At 55.0% G+C, this 17,421-nt stretch carries 15 protein-coding genes; 6 read left to right on the top strand and 9 right to left on the bottom strand.

Annotated features, from left to right (window positions below):
- Positions 1–252 precede the first annotated feature (252 nt).
- Complete coding sequence (locus QM780_RS08475; protein WP_415070038.1) at positions 253–1,236, top strand: glycosyltransferase family 2 protein; 984 nt, start codon at positions 253–255, stop codon at positions 1,234–1,236.
- A 45-nt stretch (positions 1,237–1,281) separates the two neighbouring features.
- A complete protein-coding gene (locus QM780_RS08470; RefSeq protein ID WP_415070037.1) occupies positions 1,282–2,754 on the top strand; it encodes a lipopolysaccharide biosynthesis protein in 1,473 nt (490 codons plus the stop codon).
- Between the two features lie 75 nt (positions 2,755–2,829).
- On the opposite strand, the gene QM780_RS08465 is transcribed toward QM780_RS08470, so the two are convergent.
- From QM780_RS08465 to QM780_RS08455, 3 genes are read right to left on the bottom strand one after another with little or no spacing between them, the layout of a single operon-like run.
- Positions 2,830–3,882, bottom strand: a complete 1,053-nt coding sequence (locus QM780_RS08465) for a glycosyltransferase family 2 protein (RefSeq protein ID WP_415070035.1) — start codon at positions 3,880–3,882, stop codon at positions 2,830–2,832.
- 26 nt (positions 3,883–3,908) lie between these two features.
- Complete coding sequence (locus QM780_RS08460; RefSeq protein WP_415070034.1) at positions 3,909–4,601, bottom strand: class I SAM-dependent methyltransferase; 693 nt, start codon at positions 4,599–4,601, stop codon at positions 3,909–3,911.
- A 35-nt stretch (positions 4,602–4,636) separates the two neighbouring features.
- Complete coding sequence (locus QM780_RS08455) at positions 4,637–5,677, bottom strand: hypothetical protein (RefSeq protein ID WP_415070033.1); 1,041 nt, start codon at positions 5,675–5,677, stop codon at positions 4,637–4,639.
- A 212-nt stretch (positions 5,678–5,889) separates the two neighbouring features.
- On the opposite strand from QM780_RS08455, the gene QM780_RS08450 reads away from it, so the two are divergent.
- From QM780_RS08450 to QM780_RS08440, 3 genes are all read left to right on the top strand, one after another.
- Positions 5,890–6,963: a glycosyltransferase gene (locus QM780_RS08450; protein ID WP_415070032.1), complete on the top strand. Its 1,074-nt coding sequence runs from the start codon at positions 5,890–5,892 to the stop codon at positions 6,961–6,963.
- Positions 6,964–7,011: 48 nt separating this feature from the next.
- Positions 7,012–8,283: an O-antigen ligase family protein gene (locus QM780_RS08445; RefSeq protein WP_415070031.1), complete on the top strand. Its 1,272-nt coding sequence runs from the start codon at positions 7,012–7,014 to the stop codon at positions 8,281–8,283.
- An 82-nt stretch (positions 8,284–8,365) separates the two neighbouring features.
- A complete protein-coding gene (locus QM780_RS08440; protein WP_415070030.1) occupies positions 8,366–9,604 on the top strand; it encodes a polysaccharide pyruvyl transferase family protein in 1,239 nt (412 codons plus the stop codon).
- A gap of 27 nt (positions 9,605–9,631) precedes the next feature.
- Here QM780_RS08440 and QM780_RS08435 read toward each other — a convergent pair whose 3' ends face one another.
- Positions 9,632–10,588, bottom strand: a complete 957-nt coding sequence (locus tag QM780_RS08435; RefSeq protein WP_415070029.1) for a glycosyltransferase family A protein — start codon at positions 10,586–10,588, stop codon at positions 9,632–9,634.
- 293 nt (positions 10,589–10,881) lie between these two features.
- On the opposite strand from QM780_RS08435, the gene QM780_RS08430 reads away from it, so the two are divergent.
- Positions 10,882–12,735: a GumC family protein gene (locus tag QM780_RS08430; protein WP_415071991.1), complete on the top strand. Its 1,854-nt coding sequence runs from the start codon at positions 10,882–10,884 to the stop codon at positions 12,733–12,735.
- Between the two features lie 43 nt (positions 12,736–12,778).
- Here the strand turns inward: QM780_RS08430 and QM780_RS08425 are convergent, their stop codons facing one another.
- From QM780_RS08425 to QM780_RS08405, 5 genes are all read right to left on the bottom strand, one after another.
- Entirely contained in the window at positions 12,779–13,444 is a 666-nt protein-coding gene (locus QM780_RS08425) for a PIG-L deacetylase family protein (protein WP_415070028.1), read from the bottom strand.
- On the bottom strand, positions 13,441–14,256 hold the full coding sequence (locus QM780_RS08420; RefSeq protein ID WP_415070027.1) for a glucose-1-phosphate cytidylyltransferase: 816 nt from the start codon (positions 14,254–14,256) through the stop codon (positions 13,441–13,443). The genes QM780_RS08425 and QM780_RS08420 overlap by 4 nt, the downstream gene beginning before the upstream one ends.
- Before the next feature lie 43 nt (positions 14,257–14,299).
- Positions 14,300–15,622 (bottom strand): NAD(P)H-dependent oxidoreductase, encoded by a 1,323-nt coding sequence (locus tag QM780_RS08415; protein ID WP_415070026.1) that lies wholly within the window; start codon positions 15,620–15,622, stop codon positions 14,300–14,302.
- A gap of 37 nt (positions 15,623–15,659) precedes the next feature.
- Positions 15,660–16,226: a dTDP-4-dehydrorhamnose 3,5-epimerase gene (rfbC, locus tag QM780_RS08410; protein WP_415070025.1), complete on the bottom strand. Its 567-nt coding sequence runs from the start codon at positions 16,224–16,226 to the stop codon at positions 15,660–15,662.
- Positions 16,227–16,317: 91 nt separating this feature from the next.
- Positions 16,318–17,370: an NAD-dependent epimerase/dehydratase family protein gene (locus QM780_RS08405; RefSeq protein WP_415070024.1), complete on the bottom strand. Its 1,053-nt coding sequence runs from the start codon at positions 17,368–17,370 to the stop codon at positions 16,318–16,320.
- Positions 17,371–17,421: the final 51 nt, after the last annotated feature.

Genomic DNA, 17,421 nt, shown 5'->3' with positions numbered 1-17,421 from the left:
TACCCGAGTCACGCCTTCGCACATATATCGCGACCACAAGCCTGAGGTCGACGCCCGTTCGGAATTGCGTCGCTGCCACATGGATATTGGCATTTAGTACGACGTTGTTTGACGCATCCTTTTTGAAACGGCAGCCTGCGAAACTTAACGCGCGTTTTAGCCATCACGGGCTAGTATGGCGAGCCTACTCGCCAAGTGCGATGGGTCCGGAAAAGTTTGCGATGTTCGGACGGCATTGGAGCACACGAGTCAATGGCAGATGTCTCGATCATCATTCCGACTTTCAATCGTCTTTGGGCATTGCCTGAAGCCATTGAATCATGCCGGAATACGGACGATGGCCTTGCGATCGAAATCATCGTTGTTGACGATGGCAGCACAGACGGAACCTGGGAGTGGCTGCAAAAGCAGTTGAACGTCATCGCCTTGCGACAATCGAACTGGGGCAAGGCATACGCGGTCAATCACGGATTCGCGATCGCGAGCGGCGAGTTCGTGCGCTTCCTGGACTCTGACGATATTTTGGCTCCAGGGGCTAACGCAGCACAAGTGGCCGAGGCACGCCGTACTTCAGCCGATGTTGTCGCGGCAGGCTACATTGCGCGCTACGTAAGAGAAAATGCCGATCACACGGTTCCATGGACAAAGTGCAGTGATTTCGTTTCGCAACAGATCGGTGAATGCGACAGCTCGCATTATTCAGCTTACTTGTTCCGCAAAGCTTTTCTCGACGGCATCGCACATCGTCCCGAATTCGCCTTCCGCGACGACCGAATGTTCGTGATCGAAGTTGCCCTCAAAGGGCCGGTGGTCGCGAATGTCGATATTCCCTGTCTCATTCACCGCCATCATGAGCGCGACCGCATTCAATTTCAGCGCGGACTGATTAGCGACGTGACCAACTGGCAAGACATTCAAATGCTGACTAAGGCCGAAACGCTGCTGCAGCAGTCAGGCGAACTGACGGCGCGCCGCAAGAAGGCGCTCGCCAACGCGCTGTGGCCGGTAGCGCATCGCGTCGCCGCCACCCATCTCGCCGAGGCCTGTAAGATTATGGACAGAGTGAAGCGGCTCGATCCCGAATTTCGGATTCCTCACAACGGGCTCCTTGGCCGGCTGCATCGCGTTGTCGGCTTTCGGGCAACAGAGCTCGGCCTTCGGTTCGTCAGGGTAATTCGCAATACGTTTCTCGACTTGACAGGCATTAGACGGGCATATGCGCCTCCTCGCGTGTGAGAAACAGGAAACGATGGACGCGTGCGCGGTGAGAGAGCAGGGACGATGAGCGACATTCGCCGAGGATTTTTCCTGTCTTCGACCGAGCGCTACGGCGTTCTGCTGGTCAACTTCTTGACTACGCTTGTCACCGCACGTCTGTTGACGCCTGCCGACTTCGGCGTGGCGATTATAGGCTTCACAGCGTTCGCGCTGGTCGATATTTTCCGGGAATTCGGCGGCGGCACTTATCTCGTCCAGGTCGACGATGTGACGCCGCAACGGGCTCAAGCCGTTTTCACCATAATGCTGTTCATCGCATTTCCAATCGCCATTCTTCTGTTTTTGGCAGCGGGAGCTATCGCGGACTTCTACAACTCGCCCGGCATGGTAAACTACCTGCGTGTAACGTCCGTATGCGTTTTTTTAAGCGTATTTGGATCGCCGGTCATCGCGCTGATGAAGAGGGACCTCAAGTTCGGTCGCCTCGCGCTGATGAGTTCGGTGACCACGATCTTGAACAGCGCGATGACGATAACACTGGCTTCGCTCGGATTCAGCTATATGAGCTTCGCGTGGGCGCAATTGACGAGCAGCCTCGTCTACCTGACCCTCTGCATTCTCTGGGGGCCGAGCTTTCCGGTCTATCGCTTCAGCCTGACGGATTGGCGACGTATCACCAACTACGGCATCTTCGACACCGCCAAGAATATTCTGATGAGCTTGTCCGAGGCTGCGCCGGTGCTAGTCCTCGGCAAGACGCTCGGAACGCAGGGCCTCGGCCTTTACCACCGTGCGATCACGGTCAGCAGACTGCCGGAACGAACGATCCTGGCGGGCGTCACGCCAGTGCTGCTGCCAGCATTGGCCAAGAAAGTCCGCGACGGTCATGAGATCAAGGAAAGCTTCTTGATCGGCATTGAATATCTGACGGTTATCCTCTGGCCCTGTCTTTTCGGTATCATCATCCTCGCTCATCCCCTGGTTTACATATTGCTGGGAAGCCAATGGACGTCCGCGGTTCCGCTCGTTCGTATCATCGCAGGAGCCTACCTTTTGAGTTTTGCGATGAGCCTTCCCAATCCGACATTGATTGCCGTCGGTGCCATTCGCGATACCGTCATTCTTGCGCTCCTCGTCGTCCCCGTGACAGTCACAATTCAGGTAGTCGCTTCGCTGTATGGAGTCCACGCCGTCGCATGGAGTTTCTTTCCGCAGCTTCTCTATAGCGTCGCTTTATCGATGTTCATGGTTCGCCGCCGCATCGGCTTCAAATGGTCGGAATTGTTTTCGAGCATGAAGCGAAGCGCCATTGTTGCGATTTTTGTCGCGATAGCGCCCGCTACCATCGCGGTATTGTCGGGCGGAACCGATCAGATCGGCGTTCCGGAATTCATTATTGCAGGAATTGCTGGCGGTCTCTGCTGGCTGCTGGCGGTCAGGTTGACCAATCATCCGATTCATTCGGAAATTGAGCGAGCCGCTACAGCGGTGCAGAGAGCCATCATCACGAGGGTGCCGGCCGAGCGGAAGAGTTAGCCCTGCTTCGATTCCGCGCGTTGCCGCCGAACTTGGCCATCACACATCTTAGCGAACCACTGGCGCGACCCGCAGCTATCCCAGCCGTCGCAAGAGTTGCGCCGTCCGTTTTATGATCGCGGGCCGTGATGCCGCCGCAAGCGTCCAGGTAATGATCGAACCCGCTACCGAACGAGGCACGTGTGTAACGACCCACCACCAGACGAGCATAATCTGCCGCCGTTTCGGAGAAAGCGGCGCCTCTCGCAGGGCGACAAGGCCGAATCGCGACAGTTTTGCCGCCGTATCGTCCTTATAGGGATGAAGCTTGGGTTCTAGCTGGAGCGACGCGAGACGCTCGGTCAAGTGCGCGACGTCCGCGAGGCCCGGCGACTCGGCGATGGGAATATCGAGCTTCGAGGCATGCAGTCTCAAGGCTTTGAAACGCATCTCGTCATGGAACAGCCGCCAGCGGGCACGCTTGGCGACGGCGAGTTCAAACTGCGAATGATTGCCGCCGTGCTGGCAATAGGCGCCTAGCACGCCAGGTACTGTGATGACATCGCCATAGAGCGGCGCAACCGTGACCAGAAAACCGTCTCCCCCTTGCCGAAAATCCTCCGGGGGCATCGGTAGTATTTGCTCTAGGCACCAACGCGGAAAAGCTAGGCCGCTCGTCACCGTCGTCGCGAACCTTCCGCGAGCACCAAGCTCGCGACGGACATCACCGTCTTGCATTCTGGTTTCGGGAGGCGGATAGGTTTCGAGCTTTGTCCCTTGGCCATCTACGAGATCCAATCGATATTGATACTGCGCCGCCTCGGGGCGCATCGCAGCCACGATGGTCGAAATTGCATCCGGGTAGATATAGTCGTCGGCATCGAGAAAGAGCACGAGATCGCCCTTGCTCGCGGCAAATCCGCTATTGAACGCACCGCCATGGCCTCCATTGACGTCCTTTAAAACGCCAATGATCTGGTCGCCGAAGCTTGCGATCACCTCGCGCGAATTGTCCGTCGATTTGTCGTCGACAACGACGATCTCGATGTGTCCGCCATAGTTCTGTCGCAACGCGCTACCGATACTGCGCTTCAGAAACCCTGCATAGTTGAAGTTCGTAATGATAACGCTGACATTCGGTGCACCCATCGATCCCATCTTCAATCGGCCAAATTTCAACAGATGACCGGCTTGCGCAATACGGCGCCGTAATTGTCGCTAAAGAACTTGCCTCGGAACAGACCACCGACTCCCGGAACGTCTTGCCATTTCAGCTTCAGTAGCTTCGGCACGCAGCCGACATTGGTGTAGAAGAACTGCGGTGGCTCAAAGCCCGTTTCATTGCCGGCGCGTTTGAAATCGACCGCAGTCATGACGGTAATATGCGCGGGATAATTCGAATCGTCGAAATTGGCATGGTGACCGCGCGCGACAAAGGTCAGGAGCGAACGAAGGCTTCCGGGATTGGGCGTTGTCAAGACAGCAACGCCGCCGGGAGTGAGCATGCGATTGATGTCCCGGAGCATCTGTCTGGGGTTCTCTAGGTGTTCGATCACTTCGACGGCAAAGACAAGGTCGAAACTGTTCGCTGCTGCTGGGAGAGTATAATTTAGATCGCCTCTAATCCAATTCGCCGCCGCCGAAAGTCCATCAGGTCGCTCCATGATATCGGCGCCCGCAATGGTGGCCCTAGGAAATGTTGAGGCGAGGATGGGAATGAAGCGCCCCGCGCCGGAGCCGTAATCCAGAATGTTGCGAATTTCGCCGCCCTGCGCTTTTGCCGCGCTCAGAGCTGCAGCGTAAATACTGGAGTTTGAAATGCCCCCCGACAATTGGGCGGCATTCAGTCGATGTGCTTCAATGTCCATAGTCCGTCCCCCAATTGTCCTTATGGATGGCTGGATCAACTCGCCGCAATTTTGACCTCGTTCATTCGGCTGGACCGCAAGCATTTGAGGGTTCTAGCGGCATCGGCTACCAATGCTATGGGCAACCCAACTAACGGCGCATGCCAACCTCCGAATATCGTAAGAACCGCCGCGGCAGTCGACTTCGGATGAAGCCATGTCGTATCTTCGAGAACGCCAGAATAAGATCGAGCAAGTGCGGTGTAGGGAGAGAGCTCGTTATTGAGCATGCGAATGCGTGCTGGAAAGCCGTTCTCGGTAGTCGATGAAAGCCAAGGCCGGAAACCCTGCGAATGCACGAATGGCGGCATTCCCTGAACCAGATGTCTTAGCCGCTCGGAGACAGTGTAACCATTAATTCCAAAGAATTGGATGATGTCTGGTCCGCGCTTGAGGAACTTCACGGGTACATCGCTGAATTGAGAACCTGCGAGAACAGCCGTCAAAACCTCTTGGTCGCCCATGGTGTGTATTTCTCGTTCTGCCCAGAGACGATCCTGCGCATTACGGTAGGTCGGGCTGGCGAGAAGCTCAGCCCATCGCTCCAGCAGCGGGATGTGCGCGCCGGTCGCGCGCACGACTGAAGTATTCGCGGCAAGCGGCAGGATCCTCCCGACTTCCATCCCCCAGAGCCGGGCGCGGATCCCGTCGTCATCCGAACGGCCACCGGATAAAGCCTCTTCGCTAACAACTATCGTTTCACGGGAGAGACCAGCGAAGAGCATGCGGCAATCACGAGCCAGCAATATATCTGAATCGATCCATAAGACATTATCGAACCCGCCCTTCAGCAGTTCAAGCAACGCATGGGGCTTAATGTCGTATTTGCGCCACTCGATCCCGCCAGGACTTGCCTTCGTCAAGTTGGCCTGCGGATACTTCGTTAGCCATTGTGAAAAGGCGGCACTGGCGTTCGGGCAAAAGAGCTCAAGCCGCATTCCGGGCGAATGCCGTGCCAGACTGGCCACAAGGATGCGCAATGCCGGTTCGAAATTCTGCCGGTCTTCCGCAATACACGCCACCAGTTCACTGTTCATGAAAATATCTCGGCTACACCCGGCGAGCCCGGTCGATTAGGAACGAGTCAGTCATCTTAGGGTCGCAACATGCAGTCTTGAACCTGCGGCAGGCTCTCGAACGTGATCTATACTGAACAAGTTGCGTTAAATTTACCTGAGGAGTCCTTCGGACTAGTCTAGCCGATCGCTTCTATTAAAGCCGCTTGTGCGTCCTTAGAGATAAATGTCGAATGAATATGAATTTAGAAGTTCAGAAACCCGATGCCGGTAAGGCGGCTGGAACGACGGTAAACGGACCATACGGCGAATTGGTGCTGCTGTTTTATGACGGTTTTGAAATCAAGGCCCGCCCTGGTCGATGGGGAAAGCTCTATTCAAATACCCGCAGCGTGGCTCGAACGGCTTACAGGTACGCCAAGGGTGTTCAGATCAATACGGGATTCTACACGGCCTTTCAGCTCTTGGAACGCGCTCTGCACCGTGCGGGTTGCGACGTCCGCGTTAACGATTTCAATTTGGCAATGCAAAACCCGCGTTACCCGATTGGGCTTGCAGGCTACCCATCTGTTTTAGAAAATGTTCGGCTCCCCAACCCGATCATCTTCGGGCCGGGTGATTATGGGTATCCCGACGAGGTGGTCTCGCGAATTAAAGGTCTGGATATAAGAAAGCTTATACAGCCATCGGACTGGGCGGCCGGACTCTATTATCCCGACCAATGGGGGTGTCGGACTAGAATGATGGTATGGCCCGTCGGAATTGATACTGAAGCATATCCAGATATTTCGGGGTACCCCAAGACCATCGATTTTCTGATTTACGACAAAATCCGCTGGAATCGAGACGTTGTGGTTCCTGCTTTGCTCGACGATGTTGTTGCGCGTCTGGAAGCTGCCAACTTGAGTTTCCAAATATTGCGATATGGGGAGCACAAACATAGCGACTTCATGTCAGGCCTGCGTCAATCACGCGCGCTGCTTTTCCTTTGCGAACACGAGACCCAGGGACTGGCATATCAAGAGGCGTTAGCATCGAATATTCCCGTCCTAGCATGGGACGAAGGCGTTCTTGTTGATCCACGCCAGCGAGAATTTTTGACCGACGACCTAGTGATCAGCGCCGTTCCTTATTTCGACAGCCGATGCGGCGAGAAGTTCAAGCGCGATGAGTTTCCGCGTGTGCTGAAAGAATTCTTGTCGAAGCGAGGCTCCTACCAACCACGCCAGTACATCTCTGAAACACTATCGTTGGCTCGATCCGCGGACACGTATCTGAAGGCGTATCGAGAATTAAAAACGGACTAAGGGCTATTGCCGAACCGTCAAAAAAACAAGAATGAGCTAAATTCCTAAATGGCAACGTCGGTTGAAATGACGGTGAAACGGGCTTCTCGCAAACGATCGGTCGGAGCCGTCGTCGAAGGCCTTCTCACCAAATATGCTTTGCCTGTCGCCTTCTTTGCGTTTTTGTGCAGCATCTCCCGCATCGGTTTGGAATTCGTCCCGTCTACAACCGGGTTGTCATGGTCGATCGCCTACGTCTTTCTTATTTTGGCGGCGAGTCAGAATTTTGAGGTTTACCTCGCGCTTGTGCGGCGGAACGCAATTTTTCTGTTGGCGCCGTTATTCGCGATCTGCTCGGCCTTTTGGTCTATCGAACCTGGCCTAAGTGCGTATTCGGCTTGGTTGTTGTTGATGAACTATCTGGTCGGTTTTCTTCTTGCAGAGCGCTTAGGTCTGAAGAAAACGCTGATCTTCATCTTTTGCTTCGCCCTTATTATTCAGGTTCTGTCGCTTGGGCTCGTAGCGATAAAATATCCTGGGGCTTTCAATGCTGTTGGTGAAGCGGCTGGACTGTATCTCCATAAAAACACCTTATCGATGCACGCCTGCCTTCTTTACTTCACCGGCGTTTTGCTGTTCGCCGACGGTTGGCGACGTCCCCTGGCCGCTACCGGGGCTCTGGTCGCATTGATGGGTGTCGCGGCGTCCGAGTCCGGGACCGGAAAGGTCATGATCGCCATGGTATCCGCGATCATGACCGCGTGTTGGATCCTGACGTCGAGCCGCCGTTGGTCAGCATTCATTTCCGGCTTGTCTCTCATCCTTGGTTGTGGCGCCGTCGCAGTCCTGCTTCTTGGAAATTATGACGTGTCGGCAACAATTTTGAACGCGCTCGGAAAAGATGCGACGCTGACCGGCCGCACGGAACTCTGGAATGAGGCGTATAAGTCGTTCGAGCAATATCCCTGGCTCGGAGTTGGTTATTACGCTTTCTGGAATTCGACCGAAACGGCGGCGACATCCATCTGGATTATGACAGGTCAGATATTGGTTTCATTCCACAATATATATTTGGATAGGCTGGTTGACGTTGGCGCACTTGGGCTCTCTCTTTTTGTCGCATCCCTTGCCGTTCTTTTCTGGCGATCCTGGTGTTATTTTTGGATCAACAAATCTCCGCTCGGCGCGTGGCCTCTGGTATTTACCATTTACGTTACGATCTTGGGGTTCTCTGAGTATCCAATTTTTTACAATAACGAATTCCAACTGTTCTTTTCCTTGGCAGCGGCGGTAACCAGCGGCGTAAAAATGGGCAAGCCGATCACCACTAAACCAAGATAGAGGAATTGTATCAAAACACAGTGCGTTTTTGGTGCTAAAGTCGATCAAAGCTGCTGTGGATAGGGTAGCGTGGAAGAGGGCAATGAGGATCGGTCTTTACGGCTTGTTCGGGGTGGGAAACATCGGCAACGATGGCTCGTTGCAAGCGATGTTGAATTTTCTGCGCCGTGTGGTCCCGGACGCGGAATTTACATGTATATGCGGAAACCCGGTCAAGACCGGCCGTGATTTTCAGATCGGCGGTCTTCCTATTCGCCCTCCAGGGAGGACCAACCGAATATACCGAATTCTCGATCCGCTTCTATTGAGGCTGCCGCGCGCCATCGATCTTTGCATTTGGATTCTTCGCCAGGCGAGCCAATTCGACGTCATATTAGTACCCGGCACGGGCATTCTGGAGGACTACGGGGACAGTCCCTGGCGTGACCCGCTTTCTCTGTTTTTGTGGTGCTTGGCAGCGAGAATAACCCGCACGAAGTTTGGCTTCGTCAGCATCGGCGCCGGTCCCATCCGTAAAGCAGGCAATAGACGGATGCTAACCGCAGCCGCAAGCTTGGCTACGTATCGATCGTTTCGGAACCAAGAGTTGAAAGACTTTATGACGAAGATCGGCTTGAACGCGAAACACGATTTGGTATTTGGCGACATAGCATTTGGCCTTCCGGATCCCACACCGCCAAAGGCCGAAGTCGGCAATCGCGTGCCGGTTATAGGAATCGGTCTCATGGATTATCGCGGCTGGTATTGTATCGATGAGAAAATATACGAGACCTATATTGAAAAAGTTTCGACCTTTGCGATCTGGCTGCTCGATAATGGTTACAACGTTCGACTTTTGACCGGTCAAGCCAGTGACCAGATTGCGATAGATGACACTATAAAGGCCATCGAACGTCAGCGGCCGCAGTTCGTTCAGAACGAGCGGATTATTGCGGAATACGCTGTTTCTCTCGATTCTCTGATGCGCCAGACAATGACCACGGACATAGCGGTTGTAACCCGCTTTCACAATGTCGTATGCGCGATCAAGGTCGGGGTGCCCGTTATCGCAACGGGATACTCCGGCAAGCATCTGCATCTCCTTGAGGGCGCGGGATTGGGAGAATATTTCCAGGACGTCGAGTCGCTCGATGTCGATTTACTGATCAATCAGTTTAAAAAACTCGAAGCTCACAAAGAGAACTATCTTCCGGGGATGCGCCGCAGGGTCGAGTTCATTAAGGCCGAACTCAAGCGCCAGGAGGCAATTCTAGAAGCTAAATTTCTTGCCGGCGACGAGAAGGTGATTGAGGCTTTGCCAGCAGCACCAGGCAAAATCTAAACCAGAGCATGAATTTCGACGGTTCGCTTAGGTCTTGGATTTCTTGAAAAGGCGATCCGTCTGAAATAGTTCGTAGACGGGCGGGACAACCGCCGATATCGGCCGGCGCGCTACAGCGAAGTGTAGCAATTCCCAGCTTTCTTTGAGACGTCCTCGTCGGGCGTGTGAAATACCAGACCAATAAGCTCGATTGGATAGGGTATGCTTGGCTCTACGCCTGAGATCGTGAACATTGTCAAGCGTCGCCCCTTCGTGGACGAAGAAGCTGTCGAAGGCGGCTTCGTCTTCTTCGTACTTGTGGATCATTGCCCCTGCGAGATCGGTCGAGAGTTGCTGCGGATGAGTTCGGCGAATTCCTTGTATGGCGTTTGTGCGCGCAACGCCGCCTACGGTTGCCAAGCGCAAAAACATTTCAAGATCGTCAGTGTAACCCAGGTCGGTTCGATGATGCCCCACAGCCTTCTGACTAGATGTTCGTCTAATGACTGTGGTCGGGGCGATGTAGCGAAGGACACCATCGCACAAGTCGGAAATGTACTTCTTCCCAGCCAGAATTTCCCAGACCGCGAGAGACGATTGATCTGGAATAGAGGGTATGACGTCGGGACCAAACGACATATTGTGCTCGGTGCCATAAGCGAAACTTACATCGGGATTTTGATCCATCACCACTGCGGCGCGACGAAGCGCTCCCGGTGCAAGGAGATCATCAGCGTCAAGAAGCATGAAATACTTCGACTCTGCCCAGTCTATTCCTTCATTCAGACTAGCATGCCGTCCAAGATTCTTCTCGCGCGCAACGACACTGACTCGGCTATCTTCCTTACCCAATGCGCGCGCGATGTCAGCGCTACCATCAGTCGAGGCGTTGTCGATGATCAAAACACGAATGTCGCGCAAATCCTGCGCCAGAACGCTCGACACGCAATCCCGCAAATAACGCGCGTATTGATAGCATGTAATGACAACGTCTACCTGAGCCATGCCGTGAGACCTGCTTTTTCGTTATATATGCTCGATCGACTTGGCCCGCACCCGATAAAGCCCATTTATGCATAATTTCTTAAAGGTAATTTCCATGCCGAGGATGCCGTCCACGGAGAATTCATCTTAGGCTAGTTTCATTTTTCGACTATAAAAACGGCTTAGCTAAACATCAAATATCTACAGATTATAGTTTAAGCTACGCTAGATTCACTCCTCTGGCTTCTATTGGGATCCGTAAAATCGTGGTGGACGGCGTTCGTGATGAGACAAATGCAGAAATTTCATTGTCGGTGCCGCAGCCGAGCGAGCCGCTGACCGCAAATGATGTCGCGGTTTTTATCCGGTATTATTGGCCAACGGTCGCGATCACCGTCCTTGTGATGATGCTGCTCGCGGTAATCTACGCGTTCACTGCCTCGCCAAAATACACAGCCTCCGCGCAGCTGCTCATCGAGCCGGGACAGCAGCAGGCAAACCTGACGCTGTCGAATACCGGAACGCTGGTTGCGATGGATACGCCGCAGATCGAAAGCCAGATCGCGGTTCTGAATTCAGAGCAGGTCGTTGGCAAGGCGCTGGATCACCTTGCGGCGTTGCATCAGTTGCCTGATGCCATCGGGGCGTCCAATAAACCGGATCAGGCTGAAATCGAACACAGCTGGCTCTATCGGCTATTCTTCGGAACGCCCCTTCAGAAAAGCCAGAGCGAAGTCGACGCTCAACGGCGTGCCGAAATTGCAATGATTCAGAACGGCCTCGACGTAAGACGCGTGGGGACCTCTTACGTTCTCGAACTTTCCTATCGAGCCGGAAATCCGAAAGAGGCGGCCGACGTCGCCAATGCGATTGGCGACGCCTACGTGCAGGACGTGCTCGACGTTCGCGCCAATATTGCCCGCCAAGGCGGCCGCTGGCTTGAGGGCCGCATCGAAGATCTTCGCCGCCTGATGAATGAATTGGCAATCGACGTTCAGGAATTCAAAGCGAAGCGCGATTACCGTCTCGTTGATCGCACGGATCGTTCTACTGTGAAGCCCGACGATCCGCTCGGCTTGGAACTGCCGGATGCGGGCGCCGCGCCCAAAGCCGGCCCCGACGTCAAGAAATCGCCGACCCAGGCCGAACCCGCGCCGGCGCAGACCACGCTCGAAGAGCTTGAATTGCGCGCCCAGACCTATCGGCGGATTTATGAGAGCTTCCTGCAGATCTATACCGAAACTGTGCAGAAGCAGTCTTATCCAGGCACGAATGCTCGAGTCATCAGCCGTGCCGAGCCGCCGACAACGAAAAGTAGTCCGAAGCGATTGCTCAGCATTGCCGCCGCCGCTGTATTGGGTACCTTCCTCGGATTTGGAATTGCGCTGGCGCGTGCCGCGTTCGATCCAACGGTGCGCTCCTCGCGTCAAGTCCGAACCGGACTTGGCGTACCGTTGCTCGGCGCGGTGGGCGAGGGTGGGTTGCTCGCGAGTGCGCCGCGCCTGAAGAGATTCCTTAGAGGACCGTTCTCCACTCCTCAACGCCGGGCGTCCGCCCTCTGTCGAATTGTGGAACAGGAGCCCAATTCGGCCATCGCGCAGGAATTGATCGGCATAACCCTGGCGTTGAAGGAAGTTGCGCAACCCCAGAACATCCGCGTCATCGGAATCCAAGATGCCGGTGCCGGTTCATCCAGCGGAATCATCGCAAGCAATATCGCCCTTTTAAATGCTCGCGCCGGCAACCGGACTTTGCTGATTGAGGTCGACACTGCCAACTCGAATTTAGCAGCCGCGCTGGGGATTACGAATTACCGTTCGCTTCAGGATTTGCTTGCAGGAAAAATCGGCGTTGCCGAAGCCGTCATCCCGGCCAAGGGTTCGCCCAATCTCAGCTACATCATCGCCGCTCCGAAGATTCCATTGATCGGTGCGGCCGAGGGAACCGTGCGGCTTCGTGCGATCATCGATTCCTTGCGCGCCGAGTGCGATCTGATCCTCGTCCATCTGCCGCTTGCCGATCCCGGAGATCGCCTATCGACGGTCGTCGACGGCATGGTCCTCGTCAGCAGGGCGCGCAAGACGAAGCTGCCGGAGTTGATAAATATCGCGGCCGATCTTCGCATTGCGAACCGGCCACTCCTCGGCGCCGCCATTTCCGGGCTTTGATTTAATCGGCGAAGGTTTGTTGACGGAAGTCTAATCCGCCGCCTCAGCGCGCCGCCGCGAAGTAAAGTTTACGGGCAACGAAACCTTCCGCATAGCGTTCGGGAGCACGGCACTCCATGCCCCGAAGGCGAGCAAGACCACGGAACGTCTCGGCATCGAACCAATCCTTGGAACGCTGCGTGCCGAAGTGCTTGTCCAGAAGTTCGATTTTGCGTTCGAGCGACTTCGCCTCGACCGGGACATAGAAATTGGGGTGGCCGAGGTCACCGTCCCACTTCGGAATTTCGTATTCGAAGATCACGTGATCGCGAAACGTATTCCACGTCAGTTTGCACACCTCGCGGTGATCCTGATGAGCGTCGTCACGGCGATGCGTAAAGACGACGTCCGGCGTGCCGCTGCGAGCTTTGATGGCTTCAAACCAGGCCTTGATCTCTGCGCCTTGATACGGAAAGAAACCGTCTTTGAATTCGGCGAGTTCAAGCCTGCACGACTTGGCGCCGTCGAGAAAATCACGTGCCGAGGCCTCGGCCTCTTGCCGGCGAACACCGGGCGCGCTTGCGACGCACCAAGTCACGTCGATTTCGGCGCCAGAGCGAAGCCACGATAAAATAGTTCCGCCCACGCCGATTTCGATATCGTCGGAATGCGCGCCGATGCACAGGACGGTGAGTTTTCTGCCCTCACCGGCGAAAGTCATCCCCCTCATTCGCCGAGAACCAGAATCTGCTCCTTGGCTGCCTTCGTTTCCGGGACCTCAGCCCAAGGCATGGATCCTTTCTCGACCATATCCTCGAGGACCTGGCGATCCTTGAGCGTATCCATCGCGCGCCAGAATCCCTCGTGTTTGAAAGCAAGCAACTGGTCGGCTTCGATAAGACGCTCGAACGGCTTCATCACCAGTTCTTCGCCCGGTCGCATATATTCGAACACGGAAGGCCGCATCAGGAAGAAACCGCCGTTGATCCAGATGTCGGACGCATCCGAAGGGCGAAGTTGCTTCACGCGACCCTCGGGCGTCATGTCGACGAGGTGGAATGTAAGCGGAGGGCGGACGGCCAGAAAGCAGGCGGCCTTGCCGCTTTTCTTGAACCGGTCGATCATGTCGTCGAGATTGACGTTGCTCAGCCCATCGCTGTAGTTGGCGAGGAAAATTTCATCCTTCTCGACGTATGAGCGCACCGCCCATAAGCGCTCGCCAATATTGCGCCAAATGCCAGTATCGATGAGAGAAATCCGCCAGTCTTCCGGCAGCTGACTGAGATATTCGATTTCCGAGCCGTGGTGGGAAACCCTGCAGTCCGCATAAATCTGCGGGCGATAGTTAAGAAAGAATTCCTTGATGATGTTTGCCTTGTAGCCGAGGCACAGAATGAAGTCGCGGTGCCCGAACCGGCTATAGTACTGCATGAGATGCCACATGATCGGCTGCTGGCCGACGGGGATCATGGGTTTGGGGACGCTCTCGGAATATTCCCGTATCCGAGTCCCAAGGCCACCGCAAAACAGAACCACTTTCATTCTGGTCTCCTAAGCACTCAGACCGTGGTCGGGCATTTTTTCTCTAAGCCGTTACTTTCAAGAGTTGGTCGAGCCAGCCCTCTCCACGGAAATGCACGTACTGTTCCGCACGAAGCTTATCCGCAAACCGGTTGCCAGGAAGTTCAACGTCGTCGTAGGTCAGCACCGCATCCTTCGGAATATCCCGCTTAAGCTTGCAGCCTTCCACCAGCCCTTCGGGGAGATAACGCTGCGAGGACATTTCATCGGCGTTAACGGCTTCCCCATACGTCATATACATCCCGTAATTGTCGAGGACGGTCCCGGCCTTCAGGTCGGTCTTGGCGACGGCGCAGACCTCGACCACCGGGCCGCCGATCGGCGGCGCCAGGGAATCTCGAAACAGCGCGACCCGAGCGATCGCATTGGGGACCTCGAAATGCACGAGGTGATAGGGGACGAAGAAGGAGTAGAGAGGACCTGGCCCCATTTTATAAAGTTCGAGATAGTGCCTCTGCTTGGGATCGGTATGTTCGGCGAGAACGTAAACTTTCGTTAACGGTGTCCCGACGACGTAGTCGATGATTCCACCGATCTCTCTCAACTCGTCGATATCGTAGAGCTGGCCGATCTGCATGACGTCGCCCCGGTACTCTAGGCCGCGCGACATGCCTCTCGATTTGACTTTAAAACCGGTGGCGTTCGCGACGATCGTCTGCTCGAAGCTTATTTTGGAGCCGTCCGCGAAGCTCGTCACCATCGCGGCGTTCTGACCCCACTTCTCGGCAAAACCTTTTTGCGTCGTCGGATTGCGATAGGGATCCTGAAGCCCTTTGACGTTGCCGATCACGCGAGGCGTCAGGCCAAGGCCGGTGACCCAGCGATAAAGGTTGAGCTGAACGCCCGGCTCGTCGCCGTCGCAGGCGGACAGGATGACGCCGTACTTTTTGGCATAGACCTGCAGGATTGGCCCGATCGTGGCATCGACTTCGGCGTTCATCAGCACGACGTCCTTGCCATGCTTGAACGCTTCGATGATGACGTGCGCCCCGAAATCCACAGCCCCCGTCGCCTCAACGATGACGTCGATATGCGGTGAGCGGCACAACAGCATCGGATCATCCGTGGCCGCCGCCAATCCCAACGCGATGGTGTCGTCGAGCCGACGTTGGCTGTCGGCCATGGTGGCATCGATACCCGCGTAACGGAAAACATCCGCCGCCCGTTCCAGTTTGCGGTTGGAGATCGCAACGACCCGCATTCCGGGAACGCTGTTATTAATTTGATTTGTGAGGCCCTGACACATGAACCCGGCGCCGACGATACCGACGCGGATGGGACGGCCCTCTGATGCTCTGCGCTTGAGCGCGCTGTCTACGAGAAACATATGATTTCACCCACGGGTACAAACAAAAGCTTGGCTATTAATTTACGGTCATTCGCTGCCGCAAAACCTGCTCGACCTCATCGAAGGAGAGAAATTTCTGATCCTTTTCCGAAATCACGCAGACCGGTAATGGCCATTTCAATCCAAATCTCGGATCATTATACATCAAACCGCTCTCGTTTTCCGGCGAATAAAATTCGCCAACCTGATAACTTGTATCGGTGTTGTCTCTGAGAACCTGATAACCATGTGCGAAGCGCTCCGGGACATAGAGAGCGCTTTGGTTTTCTTCGTTCAGCTCGACTGCGATATGATCGAGAAATGTCGGACTCTCAGGCCTCAGATCGACGATGATGTCGACGATTGCCCCTCTCGTGCACCTGACGAGCTTCGTTTCGGCCGCGGGTGGATATTGAAAATGCATGCCTCTAAGCGTGCCTGCCTTCAGGTTTGAAGCGATGTTCGCTTGCGCGATCGTGGTTTTGAGACCGTGTTGCTCGAATTCCCGCTGACAGAAAGCGCGGGCGAAAAAGCCCCGCGAATCCTCTCGCCGCTCGAGGTCAATCACGAATGCCCCTCGAAGCTTGGTTTCCGTGAATTTCATGATCCGCTCTGAATGTAATCAATATGGAAAACGCTGTTGACACGTTCCTGCTTTGCAGGGAACGCGCCAAATGGGACAGTCCTTGACGAGCTTAGGAAACAAGATCCGCCGCGGGACTTTTAACGCGTAGATTTTCATCCAGGATGCCCTGGGCCAGCAATTGCCGGATGTGGGCAATTCTCTGGTAACGCGGGCCCTCAAATTCCTCGAGTGTCAGGCCTGCACGCTTATACGCATCATACACCTGTTCAGCACCCTTCGGCGCGTCCCATTGCGGTTTGAACTTCGGAAGCGCCATAGCGATCTTCTCGAAACTCGCGCGATAGCAGCGCGTATCGGGCCCGGCATCTTCGGCATAATCGACGCGGCAATTGGGTACGACCTCCGCCACGATATCAGCGATTTGAGAAATCCGGTAATTATGGGCCGTTTGACCGACGTTGAACGCCTGATTGAAGACAACTTCTTCCGGCGCTTCGAGCGCAGCGATGAACGCGCGGGAAATGTCTTCAATATGCGCGATCGGCCGCCAGGGGGTGCCGTCGGATTTGAGGTAGATCAGCCCGCGAGTCACGGCCCAAGCGACAAGATTATTCAGAACGATGTCGAAGCGCATGCGCGGCGAGAGCCCATAAGCCGTCGCCGGACGCATGTATGTCGGGCAGAAGCCGTCGCCGGCGAGGAGCTTGATATCTCTTTCAGCGAGCACTTTCGACTCGCCGTAAGCCGTCACCGGATTGAGTGGTGCGTTCTCATCGACGAAATCATCCCCCGCTTGGCCATAATTGCTGCACGAGGACGCCAAAAGAAAGCGCTTTACACCGGCTTCTTTGGCGACCTTTGCAACATGAACGCTGCCACGATGGTTAATGGAGAAGGTGAGATCGCGATTGATATTGCCGAGCGGATCGTTCGACAGCGCGGCAAGATGAATGACCGCATCGAATCCCGCTAAATCAGCGACGGTTAAATCGCGGACGTCTTTCCGGATGGCGGGAACTTCGGCAATCGAGCCTCCGGTCTCGAACGTGCAACGCTCGTAAAGGTAACTGTCACAACCCGAGACTTCGTGCCCCGCCTTCAGAAGCATAGGCACCATGACCGTGCCGATATATCCCTGATGTCCGGTCACCAGCACTTTCATAATTCTTCTCCCTACGCGATCGCCGATTGATGGCGCTCCTACCTGGTTGAT

The organism is Hyphomicrobium sp., assembly GCF_047600905.1.
In the GTDB taxonomy this organism is placed as follows: domain Bacteria; phylum Pseudomonadota; class Alphaproteobacteria; order Rhizobiales; family Hyphomicrobiaceae; genus Hyphomicrobium_B.
Note: the sequence above shows the minus strand (reverse complement) of the source record. Positions and strands in the feature narration are given on the sequence as shown.